Origin of the sequence: Polyangium sorediatum, assembly GCF_029946465.1 — a bacterium.
Classification (GTDB): domain Bacteria; phylum Myxococcota_A; class Polyangia; order Polyangiales; family Polyangiaceae; genus Polyangium; species Polyangium fumosum.
This window is the reverse complement of record NZ_JARZHI010000020.1, coordinates 155049-181552: the sequence shown is the minus strand read 5'-3', so window position 1 is coordinate 181552 and position 26504 is coordinate 155049. Positions and strand designations below refer to the sequence as shown.

The 26504-nt window shown below is 70.0% G+C and carries 17 protein-coding genes, 1 tRNA gene and 3 rRNA genes; 13 read left to right on the top strand and 8 right to left on the bottom strand.

The window, feature by feature from the left end; genetic code table 11:
- The 4 genes from QHF89_RS23240 to QHF89_RS23225 form a co-directional block, all read left to right on the top strand.
- Positions 1 to 123 (top strand): 23S ribosomal RNA (locus QHF89_RS23240); the annotation flags it as partial.
- A gap of 129 nt (positions 124 to 252) precedes the next feature.
- A 5S ribosomal RNA gene (gene rrf / locus QHF89_RS23235) occupies positions 253 to 369 on the top strand.
- 275 nt (positions 370 to 644) lie between these two features.
- A 5S ribosomal RNA gene (gene rrf, locus QHF89_RS23230) occupies positions 645 to 761 on the top strand.
- A gap of 330 nt (positions 762 to 1091) precedes the next feature.
- Entirely contained in the window at positions 1092 to 3368 is a 2277-nt protein-coding gene (locus tag QHF89_RS23225; protein WP_136968124.1) for a biosynthetic peptidoglycan transglycosylase, read from the top strand.
- On the opposite strand, the gene tadA is transcribed toward QHF89_RS23225, so the two are convergent.
- The 3 genes from tadA to QHF89_RS23210 all read right to left on the bottom strand — a co-directional run bounded on the left by tadA (position 3365) and on the right by QHF89_RS23210 (position 5227).
- Complete coding sequence (tadA, locus tag QHF89_RS23220) at positions 3365 to 3901, bottom strand: tRNA adenosine(34) deaminase TadA (protein ID WP_284720842.1); 537 nt, start codon at positions 3899 to 3901, stop codon at positions 3365 to 3367. The genes QHF89_RS23225 and tadA overlap by 4 nt on opposite strands.
- A gap of 64 nt (positions 3902 to 3965) precedes the next feature.
- Positions 3966 to 4042 (bottom strand) — tRNA-Arg (locus QHF89_RS23215).
- Between the two features lie 651 nt (positions 4043 to 4693).
- Positions 4694 to 5227, bottom strand: a complete 534-nt coding sequence (locus tag QHF89_RS23210; RefSeq protein WP_136968125.1) for a hypothetical protein — start codon at positions 5225 to 5227, stop codon at positions 4694 to 4696.
- Positions 5228 to 5309: 82 nt separating this feature from the next.
- Between QHF89_RS23210 and QHF89_RS23205 the strand changes: the two genes are divergently transcribed.
- Genes QHF89_RS23205 through QHF89_RS23190 form a run of 4 tightly spaced genes read left to right on the top strand, consistent with a single transcriptional unit; the run spans position 5310 to position 11589 of the window.
- The gene (locus QHF89_RS23205) at positions 5310 to 6131 is read left to right on the top strand and encodes a TlpA disulfide reductase family protein (RefSeq protein ID WP_170229183.1); all 822 of its coding nucleotides are present in this window, start codon (positions 5310 to 5312) and stop codon (positions 6129 to 6131) included.
- Between the two features lie 10 nt (positions 6132 to 6141).
- The gene (locus QHF89_RS23200; protein WP_136968126.1) at positions 6142 to 7542 is read left to right on the top strand and encodes a VWA domain-containing protein; all 1401 of its coding nucleotides are present in this window, start codon (positions 6142 to 6144) and stop codon (positions 7540 to 7542) included.
- 18 nt (positions 7543 to 7560) lie between these two features.
- Entirely contained in the window at positions 7561 to 9096 is a 1536-nt protein-coding gene (locus QHF89_RS23195) for an acyl-CoA carboxylase subunit beta (protein ID WP_136968127.1), read from the top strand.
- Between the two features lie 21 nt (positions 9097 to 9117).
- Positions 9118 to 11589 (top strand): S8 family serine peptidase, encoded by a 2472-nt coding sequence (locus tag QHF89_RS23190; protein WP_136968128.1) that lies wholly within the window; start codon positions 9118 to 9120, stop codon positions 11587 to 11589.
- 5 nt (positions 11590 to 11594) lie between these two features.
- On the opposite strand, the gene QHF89_RS23185 is transcribed toward QHF89_RS23190, so the two are convergent.
- Positions 11595 to 12599, bottom strand: a complete 1005-nt coding sequence (locus tag QHF89_RS23185; RefSeq protein WP_136968129.1) for a CAP domain-containing protein — start codon at positions 12597 to 12599, stop codon at positions 11595 to 11597.
- Between the two features lie 86 nt (positions 12600 to 12685).
- Between QHF89_RS23185 and nagZ the strand changes: the two genes are divergently transcribed.
- Both nagZ and hutI read left to right on the top strand, forming a co-directional pair.
- Complete coding sequence (gene nagZ / locus QHF89_RS23180) at positions 12686 to 13795, top strand: beta-N-acetylhexosaminidase (protein WP_136968130.1); 1110 nt, start codon at positions 12686 to 12688, stop codon at positions 13793 to 13795.
- Entirely contained in the window at positions 13792 to 15051 is a 1260-nt protein-coding gene (gene hutI / locus QHF89_RS23175; RefSeq protein WP_136968131.1) for an imidazolonepropionase, read from the top strand. Before nagZ ends, hutI begins: the two co-directional genes overlap by 4 nt.
- A gap of 1 nt (position 15052) precedes the next feature.
- On the opposite strand, the gene QHF89_RS23170 is transcribed toward hutI, so the two are convergent.
- The 4 genes from QHF89_RS23170 to QHF89_RS23155 all read right to left on the bottom strand — a co-directional run bounded on the left by QHF89_RS23170 (position 15053) and on the right by QHF89_RS23155 (position 20679).
- Positions 15053 to 16408, bottom strand: a complete 1356-nt coding sequence (locus QHF89_RS23170) for an FHA and sigma-54 interaction domain-containing protein (RefSeq protein WP_136968132.1) — start codon at positions 16406 to 16408, stop codon at positions 15053 to 15055.
- A gap of 133 nt (positions 16409 to 16541) precedes the next feature.
- Positions 16542 to 18431, bottom strand: coding sequence for an acyl-CoA dehydrogenase (locus QHF89_RS23165; RefSeq protein ID WP_136930083.1), 1890 nt, complete (start codon positions 18429 to 18431; stop codon positions 16542 to 16544).
- Positions 18432 to 18607: 176 nt separating this feature from the next.
- Complete coding sequence (locus QHF89_RS23160; protein WP_136968133.1) at positions 18608 to 20014, bottom strand: sensor histidine kinase; 1407 nt, start codon at positions 20012 to 20014, stop codon at positions 18608 to 18610.
- Positions 20011 to 20679, bottom strand: coding sequence for a response regulator transcription factor (locus QHF89_RS23155; RefSeq protein ID WP_136968134.1), 669 nt, complete (start codon positions 20677 to 20679; stop codon positions 20011 to 20013). The genes QHF89_RS23160 and QHF89_RS23155 overlap by 4 nt, the downstream gene beginning before the upstream one ends.
- A gap of 220 nt (positions 20680 to 20899) precedes the next feature.
- Here QHF89_RS23155 and QHF89_RS23150 point away from each other — a divergent pair, with 220 nt between their 5' ends.
- Genes QHF89_RS23150 through QHF89_RS23140 form a run of 3 tightly spaced genes read left to right on the top strand, consistent with a single transcriptional unit; the run spans position 20900 to position 26497 of the window.
- Positions 20900 to 22219 carry a TolC family protein gene (locus tag QHF89_RS23150; RefSeq protein WP_284720841.1) on the top strand — a complete coding sequence of 440 codons (1320 nt, stop codon included), beginning with the start codon at positions 20900 to 20902 and terminating at the stop codon, positions 22217 to 22219.
- Entirely contained in the window at positions 22216 to 23364 is a 1149-nt protein-coding gene (locus QHF89_RS23145; RefSeq protein ID WP_136968136.1) for an efflux RND transporter periplasmic adaptor subunit, read from the top strand. The genes QHF89_RS23150 and QHF89_RS23145 overlap by 4 nt, the downstream gene beginning before the upstream one ends.
- 4 nt (positions 23365 to 23368) lie before the next feature.
- Positions 23369 to 26497 carry an efflux RND transporter permease subunit gene (locus QHF89_RS23140; RefSeq protein ID WP_136930088.1) on the top strand — a complete coding sequence of 1043 codons (3129 nt, stop codon included), beginning with the start codon at positions 23369 to 23371 and terminating at the stop codon, positions 26495 to 26497.
- The last annotated feature ends 7 nt before the right edge of the window (positions 26498 to 26504 follow it).

Here is a 26504-nt window from a genome sequence, read left to right as displayed (position 1 = left end):
TAGGTGTCCCGAGCCGCAAGGCTCCTAAAGACCCCTCGTAGACCACGAGGTTGATAGGCCGGGTGTGGAAGCGGAGTAATTCGCGGAGCTAACCGGTACTAATCGGTCGTGCGGCTTGACCATACCTCTAAGGCAACATTGAAGCTCGCGCGCGGAGTTCGGGTGACCGAATCCGCGCAGCTCGAAGCTGCGATAGGACGCGACCATGAAGAAAACCCCACCGCCACGGGGCCTTCGTGGACACCCAAATTTTCCGGTGGTGATATCGAGGAGGCCACACCCGATCCCATCCCGAACTCGGAAGTTAAGCTCCTTGGAGCCGATGGTACTGCTGGGGTGACTCAGTGGGAGAGTAGGACGCCGCCGGGTCTTTTTCTAAAGCCTGCAAGTGAAAACTTGCAGGCTTTTCTTTTCCGTAACCTCGCGTTCACGGGCGAACCGCGCACCGGGCTTCGTGCCCGCAATACCGTGCCATTTGTTGCTTGGACCGCTGCCGGTCCATCAACGAGTGCAGCGTTCGCGCGCATGTTCGAATGTGATTTCGAGCGCTTCATGTCCTGCGGACCCGCGGTTTGAAGTTGCAAAGAAGTCGCGACCACGAAGACAACCTCACCACAACGGGGCCTTCGTGAAGACACATAGTTTCCGGTGGTGATATCGAGGAGGCCACACCCGATCCCTTCCCGAACTCGGAAGTTAAGCTCCTTGGAGCCGATGGTACTGCTGGGGTGACTCAGTGGGAGAGTAGGACGCCGCCGGGTCTTTTCTAAAGCCTGCAAGTGAAAGCTTGCAGGCTTTTCTTTTTCCATCATCTCACGTCCGCGCACGCGCCAGGCCTCCGGGCCTCGTGCCCCCAGGCCCGCGGCCGTCGCCGCTTGGGCCGCTTCCTGTCCCTCGACCGTCCGTCCACCTGGCTGCCGAATGTGGTTTAGATCGCTTCGTTGCTCTGCAGCTCGGCTCGCTGATTTATTTTCCTGCGGACAGGCGTTGCTACCCTAGGCAAGGGTTTCGTGGCTTCACGGCGCGTCAAGCTGGCACTGGCAGGAGGCGCGGTCGCAACACTGGCGGCCGTCGTTTCCTTCGGTCCCATCGTGCGCCACGAGGCCGCGCGGGCCGCGGAACGTTATGGCGCCGCGGTCGAGATCGACGAAGTGCGTCCCTCGCTGCACGGCGTGAAGCTGCGCGGCGTGCAGGTCTCGTTGCCGGAAGTCCCCAGCGCGCACGTGCGGTTCGAGACGATCGACGTCGCGCTCGGTTGGAGCGGCAAGAAGATCGCCCTGCAAGGAGGCGACGTCTCCGCCGTGGGGCCGCGTGACGTCGTGCTCCGCGAGGCCGAGCAGTGGCAGAAACGGTACCTCGGGAGGTCCTCCACGGGCGGCGGGGAGAGCTCGAGCGCAGGCAAGACAGACGCCGAATTCGAGGGGCTGCGTATCACCTGGCAGGACCGCCGGGACGTACCCACCGAGTCCGTTCGCGCAAGCGACGTGAACTTCGCCCGCCAGGAGGGCAAGGTCGGGCTCTCGGCGGCCGAGGCGACGATCACCGTCGGGCCCGTCGCCGTTGCCGTGCAAGGCGGCCATCTCACGCTGATCAAGCAGCAGGAAGGTGGGTACCGCGTCGCCGCTCTCTCGGCGCGTTCGCTCGACGCGACCCTCACCCTGCCGGCACCGCCCGAGGAAGCAAAGCCCGTCGAGGGCGCGCCCGCGCCGCCGAACGAATCTCCGTCCCGCGAGGCGCGCGAGCCGGCAGCCAAGCACGGGAAAGCCTCGCCGCGAGGCGCCGCCGTGCGGGCGCAGCTCGTCCGCGGCGCGACCTTGCTCGACGCCGTCCTCGAACAGGGGGCGAAGGTCGAGCTCGACAGCCTTCATGCGCAGGTTCGTCGTGGGCGCGACGCGCTGAACCTCGGCCCGGGATCCCTCGTGGTTCGCCGCGATGCGGGCCGCATGCTCGTCGAGCTTTCGCCGCGCGCGCACGCTGAAAAAGAAGAGCAAGCGCTCACGTTTTCGCTGAGCGTTCCGTTTGGCGAGGCGGAGGGCGAGATCGTCGCCGATGTGAAGGGCGGGCCCCTGTACCTGTCGACGCTGGGGATCCGCGACGGGGATTTCGGCCTCTTCGACGTGGCCAAGACCTCCTTGACGACGCGCTCGCACCTCGTCCTCTCCGCGGATGGCAAGCAGCTCCGCGTGGACGGGGACGGCCGCGTGCAAAACCTCTCGCTTCGCAGCGACGCGCTCTCCGACGAGCCGATCGCGGGCCTCGAGCTCGCGTTCCGGCTTCGCGGCGAGACCGCGCTCGACGGCTCGTCGATCCGCGTCGACGAGGGCGAGGTTGATCTCGGCGCCGTGCGCCTGCTCGCGCACGGCCGTTACGATCGCATGGGTGAGGGGCACCGTGTCCGCGCCGAGTTCGACGTGCCGCTCACGGCGTGCCAGTCGATCATGGACGCCGCGCCGCGGGGGCTCGTGCCGCGGATCGCGGGCATGCGGATGGCCGGATCGTTGGCGATCAAAGGACATACGCGCTTCGACACGGCGAAGCTCGATCGTGATTTCGACGTCGCGTGGGATCTTTCGAACACGTGTCGGATCACCGAGGTGCCGCCCGAGGTCGACGCGGCGCGGTGGCGCAAGCCGTTCCGCCGCTCGGTGCTCGGCCCGGCCGGCGAGCGCGTCGAGATCGAGAGCGGGCCCGGCACGCCGGGCTGGGTGCCGTACAGCGTGATCTCGCGTTTCATGGAGACGGCCGTACTGACCACGGAGGACAGCGGCTTCCGGCGGCACAGCGGCTTCGACAACGAGGCCATCCGCAACTCCATCCGGGAGAACCTGCGCAAAGGCCGTTTCGTGCGCGGCGCGAGCACGCTCAGCATGCAGCTCTCGAAGAACCTCTACCTCGACCGCGTGAAAAACCTCTCGCGCAAGCTTCAGGAGGCCGTGCTCACGACCTACCTCGAGCAGGAGCTCACGAAGGAGCAGCTCCTCGAGCTCTACCTCAACGTCGTCGAGTTCGGCCCGATGATCTACGGGATCGGCCCGGCCGCGCGGTACTACTTCAACACGTCGGCCTCCGAGCTCTCGCTCGGGCAGGCGCTCTACATCTCGTCGATCCTGCCGAACCCGAAGCAGCAGCATTTCGCGATCGGCGGCGCCGTGAGCCCAGGCTGGATGAACTACCTGCGCAAGCTCATGGACGTCGCGCATCGCCGGAAGTGGATCAGCGACGAGGAGCTCGAAGAGGGGCTGCGCGAGACCGTGGTCCGCGGACAGCCCGCGCCGGAGCGCGCCGCGCGTTCGCAAGAGCCCTCGGGGAGCGAGGGGTCGCCGGCGAGCGAGGGCAACGGCGAGGCGCCGGAGCCGCCCGAGGACTAGCGGCCGGGGTCGGCCTTTTCTTTGCGGCGCGGGGCGAAGAAGGCGCGCAGGAGCCCGGCGCATTCGTCCGCGAGGACGCCGCCTTGGACCTCGTAGCGGTGGTTCAGGCGCTGGTCGCGGCCGATCGTGAAGAGCGTGTCGACGGCGCCGGCCTTGGGGTCGGTGCAGCCGTAGACGAGGCGCGAGACGCGCGCGTTGACGAGGGCGCCGGCGCACATGGGGCAGGGCTCGAGCGTCACGTACACCGTGAGCCCGGCGAGCCGCCAGGCGCCGCGCTGCCTTGCTGTGTCCCGGAGGGCCTCGACCTCCGCGTGCGCCGTCGGGTCCTGGAGCAGCTCGCGCCGGTTGCGCCCGCGGCCCACGATCGTGCCCGCCGCGTCCACCAGCACCGCGCCGACGGGCACGTCACCGGAGTTGGCAGCCGCCACGGCCTCCTCGATGGCCGCGCGCATGAATGCCGCGTCGCGTGCGAGGGTTTGCTCGTCGGCGGTCGCGGCGTCCGCGAGCGCTGTGGGATTCTCCGAACTCGTCATCAAAAGGCCCATCCGTCATGCGAGCTGCTCGAAGCGCTCGAAAGGATGGGATGGGAGAGGGGTTTGGCGCGCCCAGGAAGATTCGAACTTCCGACCCCCGGCTTCGTAGGCCGATGCTCTATCCAGCTGAGCTATGGGCGCAATCGTCAAGTTGTACCACGGGATACACGAGTTCCCCCGCGGGTGCGTCGCGTATTGCTGCGCGACAACGAGGTGGGGCGTTTAAGCGGCCCGGGCGGTTCTGTCAAGAAGAAATCGTCCGGCCTTTCGACGGCCCCTGTTTTTCGGGGCATTTTGCGCGGAGATTTTTGAGCCATCTCCCGGACGTGGACGCACAAAAAGCAACGCGCGGCGGTCCAGGGGAGCCGCCGCGCGCTTTGTACGCTCGTTCAAGGCCGTTCAAGCGATGTCGAGGGAGAGAGGCAAAGCCAAGAAGTCAGACGATCAAGCCAAGCGTCAGCAAGCCAAGTGTCGTAAGCCAAGCGATCCGCCGGACGTAGCCCAACACCCGGGGGATAAGCGAAAGCAGCGGCCGAAGCCGGGGCTCTCGAGGAAAAGCAGTCCTGCAGAGGAAGGTAAGCGAACACCGCCGGAGACCGACGATGCAGCGACCTCGACTAGAGCAGCAGCCGTGCCATCGGATCCGGGTTCCCCCGTCCGGCACGCGCTCTCCAAGGAATGCGGGCGTTTCTTCGCGGGTTTCGTGCTGGAACGGGGGACGCCGTTCCCGCGGATCCAGGCATCGGTGTCGTGGTCCCCGACGAAGGCCGCAACGTTTGCGTACCTCGCGGCTCAGCGCGCCCGACCGAAGACGTGGTCGTCGGGGGCCTCGGTGTGGCAACGCTCACACAACGCGAGCCGTCCGCGTTGCTCGACCTGGCCGTCGGCACGTACGACGAGGTACTCCCATTCCCCACCCTGGGCCGAGGCCCGTTTGGCCATCGCGAAGTAGAGGGCGACGTCCGAGCTGCCCGCCGTGTAGAGCGCCTCGACGAGGACCGCGCCGGCGGCGAGCGGTCGCTGCGGGCCGAGCGCCGGGTAGGCGGCGGCCTCGTCGTTGGCGAGGACCTCGGCGTCGTGTTCGCCCGCCAGGTGTTGCGAGCGCGCCCGGGGCGTGGCCTTGCGGAGCGAGTTCAGCCGATCGGCGAGCTCCCAGCGGTGCGGCGCCGTGGGGACGGTCGGGGCGGAGGAGGTCGGGCGCGGCGCGGCGCCTTCGGTCGACCATGCCGAAGGATCGGCGGCGGAGGAGCTATTCGTGTCGGCGGAAGGCGTGCAAGCGGCCGTGAGCGTGGCGGAGAGAGCGAGCGCTCGGCAGGAGCAGCGCATGGCCGCATGCTACACTCGAACGATGCAAAGCGCTGATTCCCGGGCGAAATCCCGCCGAGGACGGTCTCGGGCGAAGGCTGCCGTGCTCCGCGGGCTGCTCGGGATCGGGGTCGTCACGGCGATGACGATGGCCCCGGCGGAGCAGGCATCGGCCGAGCATCAAGCCGCGCGGCGCGCGTGGATCGGGATCGAGCTTGCGCAGGGGCCTGCGGGCAAAGGGGTGGTCGCGAAGCACGTGGTGACGAGCTCGCCCGCGCGCTCGGGCGGGATCGTCGATGGAGACGTGATCCTTTCGGCGGACGGCGTCGCGCTCGACAAACCGGAGCAGCTCATCGCGCGCGTGGCGATCGTGGGACCCGGCGCGATGCTCAAGCTGCAGGTCCGGCGCGGCGCAGCCGAGCGCGAGCACCTGGTGGTTCCGATCGCGCATCCCGGCGCGGACGAGGTCCTGCGGCTCGACAAGATCGGGACATTCGCGCCGACGTGGAAGCCGCTCGACAAGGTGGCAGGGAGCGTACCGGACAACATCGGCAAGCTGCGCGGACGCGTGGTCGTGGTCGATTTTTGGGCCTCGTGGTGCATGCCGTGTCGCGCGATCTCCAAGGATCTGTCGCGGCTTCACGCGGCGTACGGCGACAAAGGCCTCTCCATCGTGGGGCTCACGGGTGAGCCTTCGGGGGTCGCGGAGAAGGCAGCGACGGAGCTCAAGATGAGTTACCCCGTGGCCTCGGATCCCGACGACAAGACGGCCGCTCTGTACGGGATTCGCTCGCTGCCGACGATGTTCGTGGTCGACAAGAAGGGGATCATCCGCGAGGTCTTCGTGGGATTCGGGCCCGGCCAGAGCGCGACGCTCGAGAAGGTCGTCGCGAGCCTGCTCGCCGAGCCCTCGCCATCGGGCTGAGCGAACGAGCGTGTTACGCGTCCTCGACGAGCTTTTGTGGGTGCTGCGGCGCGAGGGCCTGCCGGTCTCGACGGCGCAGGCCATCGACGCGGCGCGCGTGGCCGCGCTCGTGGGTTTTTCCGATCGGCAGACGCTGCGCGACGGGCTCGGCGCGGTGCTCGCGACGAAGAAGGACGAGCTCACGCTGTTCCGGGCGTGTTTCGACAGGTTTTTCTCGGAGGAGCGCGCGCACCTCGGGGACCTCTGGAGTCGGCTCCGGGTGCGAGGTTTCTCCGAGGCGGAGCTCGCCGCGTTGCGGGAGCTTCTCACGGCGGCGGCGCAACGCGCGTCGGGGGACGCGGCGGGGATGCTGGCGTTCACCGGGGAGGCGCTGGAGCTCGATCAGCTTCTTGCGTCGTCGGGGATCGCGCGCGCGCTCGCGCCGATGACGAGCGCGCTGCAGACCGGGTTTTTCACGCAGGAGGTCAACAAGAGGCTCGGGATCCCGGCGCTCGGGAGCGCGCTCACGCGGATGCGAGACGCGCTGCGCGAGGCGCTCGGCGAGGAGCGGGGCGCCGCGCTCGCGGCGGCGCTGCGCGAGGAGCTCGACGCGATGAAGCGGCGCGTGCGGGCGCACGTGGAGCTGTCGCTCGCGCGCAAGCTCGGCGAGGCGGACGAGCAGGCCGCGCGGGCCGTCGATCGGCCGTTTTCATCGCTCTCGCCGGAGGAGATGGCCGAGGTGCGGCGGGCGTTGCGGCGGCTCGCCGAGCGGCTGCGGGGCGCCGAGCGGGTGCGGAAGAAACGCAGCCGGCGAGGTCGGATCGATCCGCATCGCACGCTCCGCCGCAGCTTGCGCACGGGAGGGATCCCGTTCCGGCCGGCGCGGCGCGTGCGACGTCGGGACAAGCCGCGGCTCGTGCTGCTCTGCGACGTGTCGGACTCGGTGCGGCTCGCGTCGCGCTTCATGCTGGAGCTCGTCGCGGCCTCGCAGGAGCTCTTCATGGAGACACGCTCGTTCGTGTTCGTGAGCGACGTCGGCGAGACGACCGATCTCTTCCGGCGGAAGTCACCCGAAGCGGCGCTCGCGGCCATCGAGAGCGGGCGCGTGGTCGATCGGACGCGCAACTCCAACTACGGCCGCGCGCTCGTCGCGTTCGAGGAGCGGCTCGGGCGCGGCGTGGATCGGCGCACGACCGTCGTGATCCTGGGGGACGGGCGTACGAATTTCCTTCCGGAGGAGGTTTCGGTCGTGGAGCGGCTCGTCCGGCGCGCGGGATCGGTGCTCTGGATCTGCCCCGAGCCACCTGCGACCTGGGGCACCGGAGACAGCGCGATGCCGCGGTATGCAGCCGCAGCGAGCCGTGTCCTCGTGGCCCGGACCGCCGGTGAACTCGAGGGCGCGGCGAGGGAGCTTTTGGCGCGGCGAAAGTAGCGCTATGCCGCGCGGGACATGTCGCTCGACGATCAAAAGCTCCGTGACCTCTCCGCGCGCGTGGAGCGCGGGGGGGCGCCCAAGTACCACGAGAAAAACCTCGAGCAGGGGAAGCTCTTCGCGCGCAAGCGGATCGAGCTGCTCTTCGACGCGAACAGCTTCGTGGAGGACGCCGCGCTGGCGAACGCCGTTGATCCCGAGCTGCCCGCCGACGGCGTGATCATCGGGACGGGGACGATCGGCGGTCGCCAGGTCGCCGTGATGGCGAACGACTCGACGGTGAAGGCCGGGTCGTGGGGCCGCCGCACGGTGGAGAAGATCCTGCGTATCCAGGAGACGGCCGCGCGCCAGCGTTGCCCGCTATTTTACCTCGTCGACTCCGCGGGCGCGCGCATCACCGACCAGATCGAGATGTTCCCCGGCCGTCGCGGCGCGGGGCGCATCTTCTACAACGAGGTGCAGATGAGCGGGCAGATCCCGCAGATCTGCTTGCTGTTCGGGCCCTCGGCCGCGGGCGGCGCGTACATCCCCGCGTTCTGCGACGTCGTGGTGATGGTCGACAAGAACGCGAGCATGTACCTCGGGTCGCCGCGCATGGCCGAGATGGTCATCGGGGAGAAGGTGACGCTCGAAGAACTCGGCGGCGCGCGCATGCACTGCTCGGAGTCGGGCTGCGGCGACGTGCTCGTGAAGAGCGAGGAAGAGGCGATCGCCTGGGCGAAGCGCTACCTCGCGATGATGCCGCAGAACTGCACGGAGACGCCGGCGCAGATCGAGGCGAAGCCGCCGAAGCCGGGGCAGAAGCCGCTCGAAGAGCTGATCCCCGTCGACGAGAACAAGCCGTTCGACATGATGGTGGTGATCGACGCCGTCATCGACGAGGGCAGCTTCGTCGAGATCAAGAAGCTCTGGGCGAAGGAGATCCTGACGGGCTTCGCGCGCATCGACGGGCGCGTCGTGGGCATCGTCGCGAACCAGCCGAAGCACAAGGGCGGCGTGCTCTTCGTCGACTCGGCCGACAAGGCGGCGCGGTTCATCTGGCTCTGCGACGCGTTCAACGTGCCGCTGCTCTACCTCGCCGACGTGCCGGGCTTCATGATCGGCACGGTCGTCGAGAAGCAGGGCATCATCCGCGCAGGCGCGAAGATGATCGCCGCCGTGAGCGAAGCGACGGTGCCGAAGCTCTCGGTCATCGTGCGCAAGGCCTACGGCGCGGGCCTCTACGCGATGTGCGGGCCGGCGTTCGAGCCCGACGCGTGTATCGCGTTGCCGCGCGCCTCGATCGCCGTGATGGGCCCGAGCGCCGCGGTGAACGCGGTGTATTACAACAAGATCCAGGCCGTCCCCGAAGGGCCCGAGCGCGACGCGATGGTGAAGCGCCTGCGCGACGAGTACCGGGAGGACGTGGATCTCGTGAAGCTCGCGAGCGAGATGGTGATCGACGGAATCGTGCCGACGACGGCGCTGCGCGACGAGATCGCGCGTCGATTCTCCCGGTACGCCGGGAAAGTCGAGGAGCGGCCGCGCAAGAAGCACATCGTGCCGCCCGTCTGAGCCATGCGGTAAGATGGGCCCGTGCGTGCCCGCCCGCTCCTCGCGTTTTCCGCGGCCCTGCCGCTGATCCTCCTCTCCGCCACGTTCGCCCGCGCCGACGGCGCGCCCGCGCGATCCCTCGTGCGGCTCCTGCATTCGCCGACGAAGGTCCACCCGCTCGCGGACGACTCTGGCCGTGTGGCCTTGAGCGTGATGCTTCCGCCGGGCAAGGACGCGCGTTCGCTCGGGGTCTTGGAGGTCGCGCCGGGCGTGGGCGCGATCCGGCTCGCGCCCGAGGAGGTCGACACGTTCGCCGCCGCGCACCCGGATCTCGCGCTCACCATCTCGCCGCCACTCCTGCCGCTGCTCGACGTGTCGGGGACGTGGACGCGCGTCGGTGTGTTCCGCGCAGCGACGAGCATGGGTACGGGCAAAAACGTGGTCGTCGGGATCATCGATACGGGGCTCGACGTCGCGCACCCGGACTTCCGCACGGCGACGGGCAAGACCCGCGTCGTGTGGATGCTTCAGTGGGGGAGGAAGCCAGCGGGGCTGCACCCGCAGATCGAGGAGCGGTTCGGCTGCGACGGCTCGACGCCGCAAGGCCTGTGCGCCGTGTTCTCGGGCGCGGATCTCGACGCGATGATGAGCGGGCAATCCAAGCTCGATCTTCCGCGCGACGCCGAGGGCCACGGGACGCACGTGACGAGCATCGCGGCGGGCAACGGCGGGCTCATGAACGGAGGCACGCCGAAATACGTGGGAATCGCGCCCGAGGCGACGCTCGTCATCGCGAGCCCTCCGTCGGAGACAGGTTTCAAGGAGACGGATGTTCTCAACGCCGCGCGGTTCATCTTCGAGGTCGGCGAGGAGCTCGGCTTGCCGACGGTCGTGAACCTCAGCGTCGGCGCGGATTTCGGGCCGCACGACGGCACGAGCCCGCTCGAGAAGGGCCTCGCCGCGCTCATCGGCGATGACAAACCCGGCCGCGCGATCGTGACCGCCGCAGGCAACAGCGGGGCTCTCTACGGGCGCGGCGATCGCGGGCCGTTCGGCATCCACACGGAGGTGCGCGTGACGGAGGGCGCCGAGGTGCGTGTGCCCATCGCGACGCCGAAATCGGAGGACGGAAAGGGCTACGTGTGGATCACGTTCCGGCCCGGCGACGAGGTGAGCGTCGGGCTCGATGCGCCCGGTGGCGAGAGCTGGATCCGGCTCGTCGAGCCGGGCGACGAACTCGGGTATGAGGGCGAAGGCAAGACGTCGGCGGCCGTGATCAACCGCCTCGTGAACGGCAATACGTCGATGTCGGCCGATACGAACAGCGCGGTCGTGGCGTTTTTCGGCGCGTGGGACAAGGGCGCGTTCACGATCCGGCTCTCGGGCCACGGCGACGCGCAGCTCTGGGTGACGGGGCAAGGGGACGTGGCGCCGTTGGGCGGGGCGAAGCTCGCGTTCGAAAAGGCCGTGCAGCAAGGGACGATTTCGATTCCCGCGAGCCACCCGAACCTGCTCGCCGTGGGCTGCACGTTGAACCGGATCGGCTGGGATCCGCTCACGACCGAGCCGATCCAGCTCGTGCCGGCGAACGGGATCGACTGGCAGCCCGACGACGTCTGTTATTTCAGCGCGGCCGGGCCGACGCCGTTCGGCGTGGCGAAGCCCGAGATCAGCGCGCCGGGCGGGTTCATTGCAGCCGCGATGAGCCGCGACGCCGATCCGCGCACGGTCGTGAATAGCCTCTTCGATGGATCCGGTTGTCCCAAGGGGGAGCCTTGTTACGTCGTCGACGAGACGCACGCGGTCACGGCGGGGACGTCGATGTCGGCGCCGCACGTGGCGGGCGCGGTCGCGCTCCTGTTCGAGCTGGATCGGCAGCGCAACGGGCAGTCCACGCTGACGCAGGCGCGCGTGACGGAGCTGCTCCAGGCCGGCGCGCGATGGCCGCAGGGGACCGTGCGGCACGAGACGCAGCTCGGCGTGGGCGCGCTCGACCTCGAAGGGGCGCGGCGCGCGTTCGAGGAGGAGCAGGCGTCGTCGGGCCCGCCGAGCGTCGAGAAGAGCTGGTGGGTGCTGTCGAGCGCGTACGCGCGGCCCGATGAGACGTGGCCCGTGTGGGGGACGGTGGAGCTTCGGCGCGAGGACGGCGAGATCGCGAGCGGCATCGCGGGCACCGAGCTCGAGCTCTCGGTGACGGGCGGGGTCATCGTGCAGCCGATCACGAAGGTGCGGCACGGGCTCTTCCGGTTCGCCGTCGCGGGCGAGCGCGGCAGGGCAGGTTCGAAGCTGATCGTCGACGTGCGGTATGCGGGTCGGTCGATCGAGTCGCCGCGGGAGCTCGCGATTGGCGAGGATGTTTGGCGGTCCAACGGTACGCTCGACGCGACCTCGGGCGGCTGCGCCTGGTCCGAGGAGGCGCGCACGTCGAGCAAGAGCCCGCTCGGGCCGTCGATCGGCGTGGCGCTGGCGGGGATCGGGCTGTGGCGTAGGCGTTCGCGGAAGGCTGCGGGCTGAGCGGATCAGGGCGCGCGCGACCCGACGTCGATCGTACGCAGCGAGACGAGGCGCTCCTCGTTCACGCCTGGGAACCTCGCCCAGATGCTGATCTCGTAGAGCCCGGGTTTGCCCTCGTCGTCGAGGTAGGTCCCGAGCGAGAACGTGCTCCCGAGGAGCGAGAGCACGCCGCGGGGGCGCGGGAACGGCGTCTTGAGGCGTCGCGGCAGGTAGGCCTCGTACGCCTCGGGGACGAGGTAGTCACTCGTCTGGTTGAGGTCCTGCGGGGCGCGCGGGCCCGGCGCGTCGATCCGCGAAATGCCCACGATGGCGAGCTCGGCCGGCGCGCGGAGCTCGCCGCGGATGTCGACGAAGTCGCCGACCGAGATCTTCGGGGGCAGATGTTCGTACGTGCCCCAATCATCGACGAACTCCTGCGCCACGCAGGGGATGCGGCTGCCTTCGACCTGCGCCACGCCCACGCCCACCGCCGTGTGCCACCGCGACAGGATGTTGCGGCGGTGGCCGTCGTGCGGGGGTTCTTCGTCCATGAAGGCGCGCTGGAACCGATCGAGCCCCTCCGCCATGTAAGGCGCGTCGAGCGCGAGCGGCGAGGCGCTCGCGTCCACGAAACAGCCGACGTTCTCGAAGGCGACGTCCTCGCCGCCGGCCTCGGTGTAGCGCTGCTCCGGCACCGACCCGTCCGAGCCCCAGTGCGCCGTGAACCCGCGCGCCGCCATGTCCTCGGCCTGGCGTCGCGCCGCGCGCGCCGCGGTCTCGTCCCAGGGGAGCGCCGAGAGGCCCTGCGCCGCGCGATCACGGTTGATGAGGTCGAGCATGTAGCGCTCGGCGTCTCCGCGGCTCATGGGCCGGCCGGCGATCGCGCTTCGGATCCCGATCGAGCGCTCGCCGGCGGCTCCGTTCGCGTCGAGCGCCGGGGGGCTCCCGCAGCCTGCGGCGAGGGCCACGAGCACGAACGCCGATCGGCGGCCTTCCGCCCCTCTGCCCGTTCGTTCGTCTCGGATCGCCACGCGCCTCGCGCCCCAGCATAAGCAATCGCGCGCCGCGTGGTAGCGGCGGGCGCCTCGCTCGGCTAACCCTCGCGTCGAGGCCCCCGATGCGACCCTCCGACCTCACCCTCCCGCAGCTCTGTGGACAGCTCATCGTCGGCGGATTTCCCGGCACGACCTTGCCCGATTCCTATGCCGAGGCCCTCGGCGCGGGCTTGCGCGGCGGCGCCATCCTGTTCCGGCGCAACGTCCCGGATGTCGTGACGACCCACGCGCTCTGCTGCGCGATTCGCAAGGCCGCCGAGCCGTACGTCCCGCCGTTCATCGGCGTCGATCAGGAGGGCGGGCGCGTCGCGCGGATGCCGAGCCCGTTCCCGAAGCTCCCGCCCATGCGCTTGCTCGGCGCCGTAGGCGATGCGTCGCTCGCGCGCCGCGCAGGGAGGCTCATCGGCGAGGAGCTTGCGGCGATCGGGTTCAATTTGGACTTCGCGCCCGTGCTCGACGTCGATTCGAATCCGGACAATCCGATCATCGGGGATCGCGCGTTCGGGCGTGGCCCGGCCGAGGTCGCCGAGCTCGCGGTGGCCTTTGGCCTCGGCCTGGAGGACGCCGGCGTGCTCTCGTGCGGCAAGCATTTCCCCGGACACGGCGATACCTCGGTCGACAGCCACGTCGGCTTGCCGATCGTTCATCACGGCAAGGAGCGTCTCGACGCGATCGAGCTCGTGCCGTTCCGCGCCGCCGCGCGCGCGGGGCTCGGCACGATGATGACGGCGCACATCGTGGTCACCTCGATCGACGCGAGCGTTCCGGCGACGCTCTCGCGCGCCGTGTGCACGGATTTGCTTCGCCGCGACGTCGGCTTCCGGGGCGTGCTTTTTTCGGACGATCTGGAGATGGCGGCGGTGGCCGCGCAATACCAGGTCGAGGCGTCGGCCGTCGCGGCGGTGCGCGCGGGCTGCGACGTGTTGCTCATCTGCTCGAACCTGGAGTGGCAAGAGCGCGCGCTCGCGGCGCTCGTTGCCGAGGCGGAGCGTGATCCCGCGTTCCGCGAGCGTTGCCTGGAGGCCGCAGGGCGCGGCATCGAAGCACGCTTGCGAATGCCGCCGAAACCCGCGCCCGAGGCGGAAGAGCTCGCCTCGCGCGTGGGGCGACCCGAGGCGGTCGCGCTGTACGAGGAGATCACGCGGCGCGCAGCCGAGGCGGGCGTCGCGTGAACGCGCGCTCGTTCGTCCTTTTTGCGCGTCGGCTCGTGACGTGTGATCCCGCGCGGGCCACCGAAGCCGATCCGCTCGGCGTGATCGAAGACGGAGCCATCGCCGTCGAGGGCGGCGTGATCGTGGACGTCGGCCCGCGCGAGGACGTGCTTGCGCGTCGCAATGCGCTCCCGGTCGTGTCCGGCGAACCTGCGCCGCTCGTGACGCCGGGCCTCGTCGATGCGCACACGCATGCCCCGTGGGTCGGCTCGCGGGACGGGGAGTATGCCCTCCGGCTCGCGGGCGCGGGGTACGAGGCGATCGCCGCGGCGGGCGGCGGGATCGTGTCGAGCATGCGCGCCGTGCGGGCCGCGAGCCCGGACGAGATCGACTGGACGCTCTCCGCGAGGCTCCGGCGCATGGCCTCGCTCGGTGTTACCACCGTCGAGGCGAAGAGCGGCTACGGCCTCGACGAGGCCGGCGAGACGAAGCAACTGGAGGCCCTCGAACGCGCCGCCGCGCGGCAGGATCTCCCGCGCGTCGTGCCCACCTTCCTCGCGCTCCACGCGATCCCGCCCGAGGCGCGCGCCGATCGCGGCGCGTACATCGAGGCCGTCCGCGAGCGCACCTTGCCGGCCATCGCGGCGCGGCGCCTCGCGCAGTTCATCGATGTGTACGTGGATCGAGCCGCGTTTTCGGTCGACGAAGCGCGCCCCGTTCTCTCTCGCGCGCGAGCGCTCGGGCTCGGCGTGCGCGTGCACGCGGGCCAGTTCGCCGACGTCGGGGGCGCGGAGCTCGCGGCCGAGCTCGGCGCCGCGTCCGCCGATCACCTCGAACAGGTGAGCCTCGAGGGCGCGCGGGCCCTCGCCGCGGCCGGCGTGCGCGCCGTGCTCCTCCCCGTCGCAAGCTTCACGCTGCGGCAAGATCCGCCTCCGATCGCGCTCCTCCGCGCCGCGGGCGTCCGGCTCGTCGTGGCGAGCGACGCGAACCCCGGCACGGCGCCCACCGAGAGCCTGCCGCTCGCGCTCGCCCTCGCGGCGCGTCTGTACGGCCTCACCGTGCCCGAGGTGATCCTCGGCGCGACCCGCGAAGCCGCGGCGTCGCTCGGGCTCGCGGACGTGGTGGGCGTGGTTCGTCCAGACGCACGCGCCGACCTCGTCGCCTGGGATCTCCCGCACGAGAACGCGCTCGTTCAACCCTGGGGCGTCTCGCGGGCCCTCACCGTCCTCCGCGACGGCGCGCCGATCGCCGCGCAAACGCCGTTTTCGCTCGGCTGATTCACTCCGTGTCGATGGTCACGTGCCCGCCTTCGTCGGGCATGACCGCCTGCGGATAACCGCCTCGCCGCGCGAGCCAGCGCCGGAGCTGCGTCCGATGCATCCCGAGCGCGCGCGCGGCCGCCGACACGTTCCCGCGCTCGCGGCGCAAGACCTCCGCGATCCGCTGGTCGCTTGGCTTCGACGCGTTCTGCGGGCCCGACTCGTTGTCGTCGACGAGCACGAGACCGGCGGAAGGGTCGAGATCCCCGGCCTCGACGACCGTACGGCCCGCGGCGAGCGCGTTCTCCGCGGCCTGCCGGAGCTCGTGCGAGAGCTCGCGGACGTTGCCGGGCCATGCGCGGAGGGCGCAGGCCTCGACGAGCAGCGGATGGGGTTCGAGCGTCGCGCCCGATTTCTGGAGCGTCGCGCGGATCAGCCACGGCATCTCTTCGAGCCGCTCCCGCAGCGGCGGCAGGCGCACCTCGGGGTTGCCGATGCGGTAGTAGAGGTCCTCGCGGAAGCGGCCCTTCGCGGCCTCGGCGCGCAGGTTCTTCAGCGTCGCGCCGACCACGTGGATGTCGACCTTCACGGGTCGACTCGCGCCGAGCGGCAGGATCTCGCCCACTTCGAGCAGGCGCAGGAGCTTCGGCTGCACGCCGCTCTCGAGCTCCGCGATCTCGTCGAGGAAGAGCGTGCCGCCGTGCGCGGCTTGCGCGAACCCCTCGGCGTCGTTCGTCGCGCCCGAGTATGCGCCTTTGCGCGCGCCGAAGAGCAGCCGTTCGGCGACGCCCACGGGGATGGTCGCGCAGTTGACCGCGACGAACGGGCCCGTCGCGCGGGGCGAGGACGCGTGGAAATGACGCGCCGCGAGCTCCTTGCCCGATCCGCTCTCGCCCGTGACGAGCAGCATGCTGCCCAGCGTGGCCGACCGGGCCACCCGCGCGAGCGCGTCGGCGAGGCGCGGCCCCACGATCATGTCCCCGCGTGTCGTCACCGTCCCCTGCTGGTAAGGGCGGACGTCGGCGACGAAGATCAAGATCGTCCGGCCGATGCGGAGCACGCGGGGCGCGTCGAACGTCGCCCTGTCCTGCACGCGCGCGCCGTCCACGTAGGTGCCGTTGCGGCTCGCGAGGTCCGTTACGACAAACCGCCCGATTTCGTGCTCGACGCGAACGTGGAGCCGGGAAAGGCGGTCGTCGTCGAGCAGGGCGCCATGCGTGGTCCGGCCGAGCTCGATGGGCCCGCGTGCGAGGCTGAGCGGCACGAACTGCGGGGCCTTGCACGAGAAGATCCCGACGAGGCCGGGGATCGGCTCGCCCGCGGGCACGAGCGACTCGCCCTGCTCCTCGATCGTCTCGTGAACCAACGGCTTCATGACAGCCGAAAGCATACGGCTGCGCAGAGGGGTTTTATAGGGTGGAGACGCGAGGTGCCCCCGGAGGTCGACGGGGGTTTCGGGGGCGTAGCTCGGCTCGTGCGAGCGTTGCCCCCGAACGCGGGAAGGACGATCAGAGCGAGGCGAACGCGTCCGTGGGGATGTCGAGCGGCGAGCGATCCTCGCGGCCGAGGATCTCGGCGTGGGAGCGCACCTCGGGCAGGACGTGGCGTGCGTAGTAAGCGGCCGCGTGGCGCTTGCCCTCGTAGAAGGCGCGATCGCGCGCGGACGACTCGTCGTTCGGCAGCGCGGCGGCCTTCTCCGCGGCGAGCACGGCGCCTTCGAGCAAGAGCCAACCCACCGCGACGACGCTCATCATTTCGAGGAAGCGGTTCGCGGCGAGCGGCACCATCGCCATGCGACCCGTCTGGAACCACGTGAGCATCCGCATCGCCGTGCCCGCGAGCGCCTCCTGCGCGGCGCCGAGCTCCGCGAGGTAAGGCCCGACCGTCGGGTGCCCCTGGTGCTTCTGCACGAACGCGGCCACGTCGCCGAGGAACTCCTGCAGGTTCTGCCCGCCGCGCTGGGCGAGCTTGCGGCCCACGAGATCCATCGCCTGGATGTGGTTCGTCCCCTCGTAGATCGAGAAGATTTTTGCGTCGCGGCAGTACTGCTCGACCGGGTAGTCCTTGATGTACCCGGCGCCGCCGTACGTCTGGATCGCCATCTCGCAGACGCGGAAGGCCTGATCCGAGCCGTACGCCTTCACGAGCGGCACGAGCAGATCGACCTGGCCCTGGTGGTACTGGGCCTTCTGGTCGTCCGAGCCCTGGTGGACGTGCACGAGGTCCTGGTGCAGCGCGAGCTTCACGATGAGCGCGCGGATGCCCTCCACCTTCGCCTTCATCTCGAGCAGCATCCGCCGCACGTCTGCGTGCTCGACGATCGCCACGCGCGGCGCCGTCGGATCCTTCCAGTGGTCGATCGACGGGCCTTGCTTGCGGTCGCGCGCGTAATCGAGCGCGTTCAGGAAGGCGCTCGACGCGACGGCCACGCCCTGCACGCCGACGGCGATGCGCGCGCCGTTCATCATCTTGAACATCTGCGCCATGCCGTGGTTCTCGATCTCGCCCACGAGCTCGCCGATACACCCGTCGTTCTCGCCGAAGTTGAGCACGCACGTCGCCGAGCCGTTGATGCCCATCTTGTGCTCGATGCTCCCGACGGCGACGTCGTTCGATCCCTCGATCGTGCCGTCGTCCTTCACGCGGAGGCGGGGCACGATGAAGAGCGACAGGCCCTTCGTGCCGGGCGGAGCGCCTTCCACGCGCGCGAGCACGAGGTGCACGATGTTCTCGGCCATGTCGTGATCGCCGCCGGAGATGAAGATCTTCGTCCCGCGGATCTGGTAGCGGCCGTCGTCGAGTTTCTTCGCCGTCGTGCGCGACGAGCCCACGTCCGAGCCCGCGTGCGGCTCCGTGAGGCACATCGTCCCGCCCCAGGCGCCGCCGTAGAGGCGCGGCAGGAACAGCGATTTCTGCCGCGCCGTCCCGAAGAGCTGGATCACCTCGGCCGCGCCGTGCGCGAGGCCGGGGTACATGTTGAACGCCGTGTTCGCGCCCGAGAGGATCTCCTCGACGAGCGCGAAGACCGCGTGCGGCGCGCCTTGCCCGCCCCAGTCGGGGTTCACCGAGACGTTCTTCCAGCCCGCCTCGTAGAGCTTGTCCCACGCCTCCTTGAAGCCCTCGGGCGCGTAGACGCGCCCGCCTTCGAGGCGACACCCGGACCGGTCACCCGTCGCGTTCAGCGGCCCGAGCACCTCGCAGGCGAACTTGTACGTCTCGTCCAGCACCATCGAGGTCTCGTCGACCCCCCAGGCCTCGAACGGCGCGCGTCCGAGGATGTCGCCAAGGCGGAACTGCTCGAAGAGCAAAAACTTCATCTCGCGGAGGTCGGCTCGATAGCGATTCTGGCTTGCTTGCGGGTTCGACACGGGGGCCTCCTCGGTAGCGCGCGTTTTCATCGACGAGTTCGGCAGATGCGCGCAGCGAACGGTCGATCGGCTCGTGTCCGGGTAGCATGGCGATGCGCTGCGTCAATCTTCTTCGCGCACGAAACATCCTGTTGCGAAAAGATTTCGGGAAAGGGCCGCTTTGCGATCGTCCCGACATACGTTTGGCTGCGATCGGGCTCGTCCGCTCAAGCGTCGGCGTCGGTGATCGCGGGAAGCGACAAGACAAACCGCGCGCCGCTCTGGTGGGCGACGTCGAGCCACACGTCGCCGCCGAGGCTTCGCGCGATGCCACGCGCGATGGCGAGGCCGAGCCCAGCGCCGGGGCGGTCGTCGCCGCGATCCCTCGTGCCCCGGTAAAACGGCTCGAAGATGTGGGGCTCGTCCTCCTTCGCGACGCCGGGGCCGCGGTCGATCACGGCGATCTCGACAGAGGCGTCGCGGCGCGTGATCGTGGTGAGGACCGGCGACTGCGCGGGGCCATGCGCGACCGCGTTGTCGACGAGGTTCCGGAGCGCGCGGATGATCTCGCCCCGATCCCCGTGGACGAGCAGGGGCGCGTCGTTCGTGTTCTCCGGCGCCTGTTCGAGCGAGACGCGCCGCGCCTCGGCCGGGCCGCGCGCCAGGCGGAGCGCGTCGGCGACGATGTCTCCGACAGCCATGACGTCGGTGCCCTGCGAGCGCGGCGCCTGCACGCGCGCGAGCGTGAGGAGGTCCTCGGAGAGGTGCGAGAGGGCCTCGACGTCGACGAGCGCTTCCTCGATCGTGCGCTGGTAGCCGGCGGCGTCGCGGGGCCTGCGCAGCGCGAGCTGGAGCTCGCCACGCAGCGTGGAGAGCGGCGAGCGGAGCTCGTGGGCCGCGTGCGAGACGAAGAGGCGTTGCGCGGCGACGAGCGCGCCGAGGTGCTCGATCATGTGGTCGAGATCCGCCGCGAGCGCGCGCGTCTCGGCGCTGCCGTGGGCGCCGCCGCCGACACGCGCCTCGAGGTTGCCGCGCTCGACCTCGCGCGCCACGCGCGCGATCGCGTGGACGTCGCCCGCGAGGCGGCCACCGAGCCAGCGGGAGAAGAGCGCGGTCGCGACGGTCGCCGAGAGGAACAGCACGCCGAGAGTGCGGTGCAGAAAGCTAGCGTCGTCGTCGACGGTCCGGCGCGAGGCAGCGTAGAGCAGTGCGGCGCCCCCGTTTCCGACGGGCACGGTGACGCCGCGGAGGGCCTTACCGTTCACATCGAGATCGACCGGCACACCCTCCGTGGGCAACGCAGTCGAAGCCCCGAGGCTTTCGAAGCTCGGCACCTCGCTGGCGAAGTTCATCGTCGCCGAGAGGAGCGCGCCGCGCTCGTCGTAGACAGCGATGTAACGCTGGGTCGGGCGCAGGCTCTCGGGCACTTCGGCGACCCCGTCGAGCACCGCGGGCCGACCCGGGTTTCTCGCGTCCGCGATCTGTGCGAGCGCGTGCGCCTGCGCTGCGAGGGCGAGGTCTAGATCGCGCGTCTCGTCACGGCGCACGAGGACGTAGACCGTGAGGAACGAGGTGAGCAGCGTCGCGGCGCTGACGACCGTGACGGCGAGGCTCAAGCGGTTCTTGAGCTTCATGGTCCGCTCGGGGAGAGGCGGTAGCCGATCCCGCGCACCGTCTCGATGAGGGCGGCGCTCGGGCCGAATTTTTCGCGGATGTTCTTCACGTGCACCTCGACCACGTTCGAGCCGGGATCGAAGCTCGTCTCCCACACCTTCGCGAGCAGCTCCGTGCGCGGAACGACGCGGCCCGCCTCGCGCGCGAGGTAAGCGACGAGCGCGAACTCGCGCGGCGTGAGATCGATGCGGCGCCCGTCCACCGTGGCGCGGCGATCGGCGCGATCGACGACGAGCGGGCCCACACGGAGGACGGTGTCGACGAAGGACGCGCGACGCCCACGCGCGCGGACCCGCGCGAGCAGCTCGCCGAGATCGAAGGGTTTGGCGAGGTAGTCGTCGGCGCCGGCGTCGAGGCCGGCGATACGCTCGGGGACCTCGGCGCGCGCCGTGAGCATGAGGATCGGCACCTGGCAGCCCCTCTGCCTTACGGTGCGGCACACCGAGAGCCCGTCCATCTCGGGGAGCATCCAGTCGAGGATTACGAGATCGTAGGAGAGCGCCTGGATCTGCTGGATCGCTGTGGCACCGTCGGCGACCACGTCGACGGCGTAGCCTTCCTCGCTGAGCGCCCGCGACAAGAAACTCGCGAGCTTCTTGTTGTCCTCCACGACGAGGATTTTCATCAGGGTTCGAGCTTAGCGTGACGCCGACCGAGCGCCGTTCGCGCGCGGCCCGTGGTCCCCCTCGAACGTGCGTTTTTCCAGCGGCGGCGTGGAAGCGCAGATGAAGACTTCTTCATGCACGCTTCATCTTCCGTCGCAAGCGCACGAGGAGGCTGAAGGAATCTTCATCCGCCGTTCATGCTCGCCTGTGCGCAGGGCCTTAGACGGTACCCCGATGAGCATGGCCCACCGGAAACCCTGGCCCTGCGCGGCGCTCGCCCTCGCCGCGAGCTTGTCGTTCGCCTCCGCTGCGGGCGCCGCGAGCGCGCCGCACGACGCCGCACTCCGCCCGAGCGCCGAGCTCGATCTCGGCGCGCTGGAGGCGCTCGTGCGCGCTCGTGCGCGAGGCGTGGAGACTGCTTCGCTCGAAGTGGATCTGGCCGCGGCCGAGGTGAAGAAGTCCCATACCTTGCCGAACCCCACGCTCGAAGCGAGCTGGGGGACGATCCCGATCGGACCGACGAACCCGCCGGGACTCTCGTCGCCGATGACGCAGGTGCCGAACTACGGCGTCTCGCTCGCTTACACGTTCCCGCTCGGCAAGCGCGGTCCGCTGCAGGATCGAGCGTACGCGCTCGAACGCGCGGCGCGGGCCGGGCTCTCCGCGGACGTGCGCGCGCGGGCGCTCTCGCTCGCGCGGACGCTCGGCGTCCTCGCGGCCACGACGATGCGGCTCGAAGGCCTTCGGCGCATGGCGGACGAGGGACGCAAGCAGGCCGAGCTCGGCGAGGCGCGCCACGCGGCCGACTTCGCGTCGGGGCTCGAAGTCGAGCGGCTCAAGATCGAGGCGAGCCGCCTGGAGCAGAACGTCCGATCGGCCGAGAGCGAGGTGAGCACGGCGCTCGCCGACTGCACGGCGACGCTCGGCGCGCCCTGCGAGCCCTTCGCGGACGCGGGCGCGGCACGAACGTTCCTCGCGCGCTGGATCGAGCGCGTGGGCGTCGCTGGGCGCATCGAGGACAGGCCCGACGTGCGCGCGCTCGCGGCGTACGGCGAGGCCGCGTCCGCGGAGGCGCGATGGGCGAAGGCGCAGGCGATCCCCGATCCCACGGTGCGCTTCGGCTACCTGCGGGATCAGTTCGTCATCTCGGGCAACCATGTGAACAGCCTGAACTTGAGCGTGAGCATCCCGCTCCCGATCTTCGATCACGGACAGGCCGAGCTCGCAGCCGCGGAGGCGAAGCGCACACGCGCCTCGGCCGAGCGGCAGAAGACACTGGAGACGAGCCGCTCGCGGCTGCCCGTGCTCGAGCAGCGGCTCGCCGCGCAGAAGAAGCGCCAGCGCTCGTTGTCGGAGGAGATCCTGCCGCGCGCGGAGGGGACGCTGAAGGAGCTCGCGCGCGCGGCGGAGGGCCGCCTCTTGCCGCTCACGGACGTGATTCAGGCCCGGCGCACGGTAAGCGAGCTCGTCGTGGCCGAGGCCGAGAGCTTCGCCGAAGCCTTCGACGCGGCGCTCGAGATCGCCGCCGAGCTTGGAAGGACGAACGAGGACCCCCGATGAACCGAACGCACGAAAGCCCCCGACGACGAACCCTCTCCGCTCTCGCGCTCGTGCTGCTCTGCGGGGCAGGCGCCGCGTGCCAGAGGAGCCCGCAGGACAAGGCGCGACCGCCGTTCGCGGCCGCTGACGATGTCGTGGCGCTCGACCCGTCCGCGCCGGGCCCGATGAAGTTTGCGACCACCGAGGCCACCGCGGGGGAGCCCTTGCCGCTGCCGCCGGTGACGGCGCGTGTCTCCACGGTGGAGAGCCTGACGGCGCCGAGCTTCGCGCCGCTCGCCGGGCGCGTGGTCACCGTCCATGTGCGGCTCGGCGATCGCGTGGCCGAGGGGGATCGGCTGATCGAAGTGCGCACCGCGGATCTGCCGACGCTCCAGCACGAGCGGCGCGCCGCCGAGCTCGCGATCAAGACGCGCAAGGCCGTCGTCGAGCGGATCGAGAAGCTCGTCGAGGCGCGCGCTGCGTCGCAGAACGAGCTCACAGTGGCGCAGAGCGAGCTCGACGAGGCAAGGCTTGCGGCGCAGGCGGCGGCGGAGAAGATCCGCAGCCTCTCGATCAAGACCGCCGGCGCCACGTCGTACTGGGTGCTCGCGAACCGGGCCGGCACCGTGGTGCAGCTCGACGCGACGCCCGGCAAGCAGGTTGGGCCGGACGGGGACAAACCCATCGCCACGGTGGCCGATCTCGGGGACGTCCTGATCCTCGCCGACGTCGCGCAGCGAGATGCCCCCGCGCTCACGGCCGGGCGTACGGCCGAGATCCGCTTCCCGGACGGCGCGTCGGCCGGGGTCTCCGGCACGATCGAGTCCGTGTCGGACGTGGTCGATCCGGAACGGCAAACCGTGCCCGTGCGCGTGCGCGTGAAGAACGATCGGAAGTTGCTCCGGCCAAACGCCTTCGTGAGCGTGCTCTTCATGCCGCCCGGCGAGGCGACCGTCGTCGGGGTCCCGGCCTCGGCCATCGTGAGCGACGGGGCGCGATCGGTCGTGTTCGTCGAGACCACCGCCGGCACGTACCAGCGGCGCCGCGTGGAGGTGGGCCGCCAATCGAAGGAGCGCGCGGAGGTGCTCTCCGGCGTGCGTGCCGGCGAGCGTGTGGTGAGCAGCGGCGCGCTTCTCTTGCTCAACGCGCTCGACGTCGAGGGGTGAAGCCGTGTTCGAGAACATCGTGGCCGCGGCGCTCCGCCACCGCGGCGCCGTCCTGCTCGTCACCTTGATCGTGGCTGTGTTCGGGACCTGGGCGTTCACGGGCGTCACCATCGAGGCGTTCCCCGATCCGACCGACACCCAGGTCAACGTCATTACGCTCTACGCCGGGCAACCCGCGGAGGAGATGGAGCGCCAGATCTCGGTCCCCATCGAGCGCGCCGTCAACGGCACGCCGGGGCTCGTGCGGGTCCGCGCGATCAACCTCTTCGGTTTGTCGTTCGTGACCCTTACGTTCGGCGACGGCGTCGATCCCATCTTCGCGCGCGCGCAGACGACGGAGCGACTCCGCAACGCCGAGCTGCCCGAGGGCGTGCGGCCCGAGCTCGGCTCGCTCTCCACGCCGATCGGCGAGATCTACCGGTACACGCTCTCGTCGGAGAAGCGCGACCCGCTCGAACTGCGCACGCTGCAGGACTGGGTCGTGCGCCCGCGTCTGCTTCGCGTGCAGGGCGTGGCCGACGTCGTGAGCTACGGCGGCCTCGTGCGTGAGATCCAGGTCCACCCGGATCCCGGGGCCATGGCGGCCAAGGGTGTCGGGATGAGCGAGCTCGTGCGCGCGCTCGAGGACTCGTCGGAGAACGCGTCGGGCGGCATCGTCGAGCGGGGCGCCGAGGCGCTGGTCATCCGCAGCGAAGGCTTGTTCACCGGCGCGGCGGACATCGGCCGGATCGCGGTGACGACCCGCGGCGGCACGCCGATCTACCTCTCGGACCTCGCCAGCGTGCAGGAGGGGTGGACCCCGCGGCAGGGCATCGTGGGGCGCGCGGACGATCCGGACGTGGTCGAGGGCATCATCCTCATGCGGCGCGGCGAGAACCCGAGCGAGGTGCTCTCCGCGGTGCGGGCCAAGATCGACGAGCTGAACGGCAAGGTCCTGCCGCGCGGCGTGAAGATCTGGACCTTCTACGACCGCACGGAGCTCGTCTCGAAGACCCTGGAGACCGTCGCGCGGAACCTCGCCGAGGGCGCCGTGCTCGTCGTGCTCGTGCTCTTCGTGGTGCTGCTCGACTTGCGCGCGGCGCTGATCGTGGCGTCCGTGATCCCGATGTCGCTGCTTTCGGCCTTCATCTACCTGAAGGCGCGGGGCATGAGCGCGAACCTCATCTCGATGGGCGCGGTGGACTTCGGGATCATCGTCGACGGCGCGGTCGTGATCGTGGAGTCGATCGTGCACCGCATGTCGCACCACGGGCCCTCCGAGCCGCCCACGGGCGCGCGGGAGCGCATCGAGCGGGCTGTCGGAGACGTGGTTCGTCCGACCGTGTTCTCGCTCCTGATCATCATCGCCGCGTACCTGCCGATCTTCCTCTTGCAGCGCGTCGAGGGCCGGATCTTCGCGCCACTCGCGCACACGGTGGTCGCGGCGCTCGTGGGCAGCCTGCTCTTCTCGATCACGCTCGTGCCCGTGCTGGCGACGTTCGCCTACCGGAAGCCGAGGCCGCACCGCGAGTCGCCCGTGCTGCGCTTGGCGTCGCGGCTCTACGTGCCCGCGCTGCGCGCATCCTTGCGGCGCCCGCTCGCGGTCCTGCTCCTCGCGACGGCCTCGCTCGGCGCGAGCGGGGTCCTGCTCGCCCGACGCGGCAGCGAGTTCTTGCCCGAACTCAACGAAGGCGCGCTTTACCTGACGTTTACGTTGCCCTCCAACGTTTCGCTCAGCGAGGGGCGCAGGCTCGCGCCGATCATCGCCCGGATCGTCGACGCGTTTCCCGAGGTCGAGGCGCGCGTCAGCCAGCTCGGCCGCCCCGAGGACGGCACCGATCCGACAATGTCGAACAACCTCGAGATGTTCGTGAAGCTCAAGCCCGCGACGGAGTGGGGGCCGGATGCGCCCACGCTCGGAGCCCTCATCGCCAAGATGCAGACGTCGCTCTCGGTCATCCCCGGGCTCGAGGTGAACTTCTCCCAGCCCATCCGCGACAACGTGAACGAGAACATCTCGGGGCAGTTCGGGCAGGTGGCGCTCAAGATCTACGGCGACGACATGCCCAAGCTCCAGGAGGCCGCGGAGAACGCGAAACGCGCGCTCGCCGACGTGCCGGGCATCGCCGATCTCGGCATCGTGAAGAGCGGCGAGGTACCCCAGGTCCGCATCCGGCCGAGCCGCGAGGCGCTCGGGCGATACGGTTTGTCGATGGAGGAGGTGCAGGGCTTCGTGTCGACGGCGCTCGGCGGGCGCGCGGTCGGCAAGCTGTGGGAGGGCGATCGATCCTTCGACGTGGTGCTCCGCTTCCCGGAATCCTCGCGGGACTCGCTGGAGCAGATCGAGAACCTGCGCGTGCCGACGTCCTCGGGCGCGCTCGTGCCCCTCTCGTCGCTCGGCGAGATCGGCGTCGATTACGGGCGCGCCTCGATCAACCGCGAGAACGGGCAGCGGTACATCGGCGTGCGCATGAACGTGCGCGGGCGTGATCTCGGGACGTTCGTGGACGACGCGCGCAAGGCGGTGGAGGCGAAGGTGCCGCTCGACAGCGGCATGAGCGTCGAGTGGGGCGGGGAGTTCGAGTCGAAGGAGCGCGCGATGCGCAGGCTCGCGCTCGTCCTGCCCCTGGCGCTCCTGGTCACGCTGGGGCTCTTGTTCAACGCGTTCCGGTCGATGCCGCTCGCGATCCTCGTGCTCCTCAACGTGCCGTTTGCGCTCGTGGGCGGGGCCGTCGCGTTGTGGGCCTTCGACATGCCGGTCTCGATCGCGGCGGCCGTCGGGTTCATCGCGCTCGTGGGGCAGGCCTCGCTGAACGGCGTGCTCGTGCTCTCGGCGATCGTCGAGCGCAGGGCGCAGGGGCTCGGCCTCGACGAGGCGGTGATGGAGGGCGCGAAGGAGCGCCTGCGGGCGGTCTTGATGACGGCGGCGCTCGCGGCGCTGGGGCTCTTGCCGGCGGCCGTGTCGAAGGCGATGGGCGCGGAGACGCAGCGGCCGATCGCGGTCGTCATCGTGGGCGGTACCGTGTCGGCCGCGCTCCTCTCGCTGGTGGTCCTGCCCGTGATGTACCGGCTCGCTGTTGAGCTCTCCGACCGGGCGCGCCGCGCCTTCGCCATGCGCGCGGCGACCGCGCAGGCCTCCGGCGACGCCGAATGACCGACAC

Bases quoted from the DNA above. Each gene is read 5' to 3' on its own strand.
- tadA (WP_284720842.1), bottom strand. From the start codon at position 3,901: ATGACGAGTTCGGAGAATCCCACAGCGCTCGCGGACGCCGCGACCGCC.
- QHF89_RS23210 (WP_136968125.1), bottom strand. From the start codon at position 5,227: ATGCGCTGCTCCTGCCGAGCGCTCGCTCTCTCCGCCACGCTCACGGCC.
- QHF89_RS23195 (WP_136968127.1), top strand. From the start codon at position 7,561: ATGTCGCTCGACGATCAAAAGCTCCGTGACCTCTCCGCGCGCGTGGAG.
- nagZ (WP_136968130.1), top strand. From the start codon at position 12,686: ATGCGACCCTCCGACCTCACCCTCCCGCAGCTCTGTGGACAGCTCATC.
- QHF89_RS23170 (WP_136968132.1), bottom strand. From the start codon at position 16,408: ATGAAGCCGTTGGTTCACGAGACGATCGAGGAGCAGGGCGAGTCGCTC.
- QHF89_RS23165 (WP_136930083.1), bottom strand. From the start codon at position 18,431: ATGAAAACGCGCGCTACCGAGGAGGCCCCCGTGTCGAACCCGCAAGCA.
- QHF89_RS23160 (WP_136968133.1), bottom strand. From the start codon at position 20,014: ATGAAGCTCAAGAACCGCTTGAGCCTCGCCGTCACGGTCGTCAGCGCC.
- QHF89_RS23155 (WP_136968134.1), bottom strand. From the start codon at position 20,679: ATGAAAATCCTCGTCGTGGAGGACAACAAGAAGCTCGCGAGTTTCTTG.
- QHF89_RS23150 (WP_284720841.1), top strand. From the start codon at position 20,900: ATGGCCCACCGGAAACCCTGGCCCTGCGCGGCGCTCGCCCTCGCCGCG.
- QHF89_RS23145 (WP_136968136.1), top strand. From the start codon at position 22,216: ATGAACCGAACGCACGAAAGCCCCCGACGACGAACCCTCTCCGCTCTC.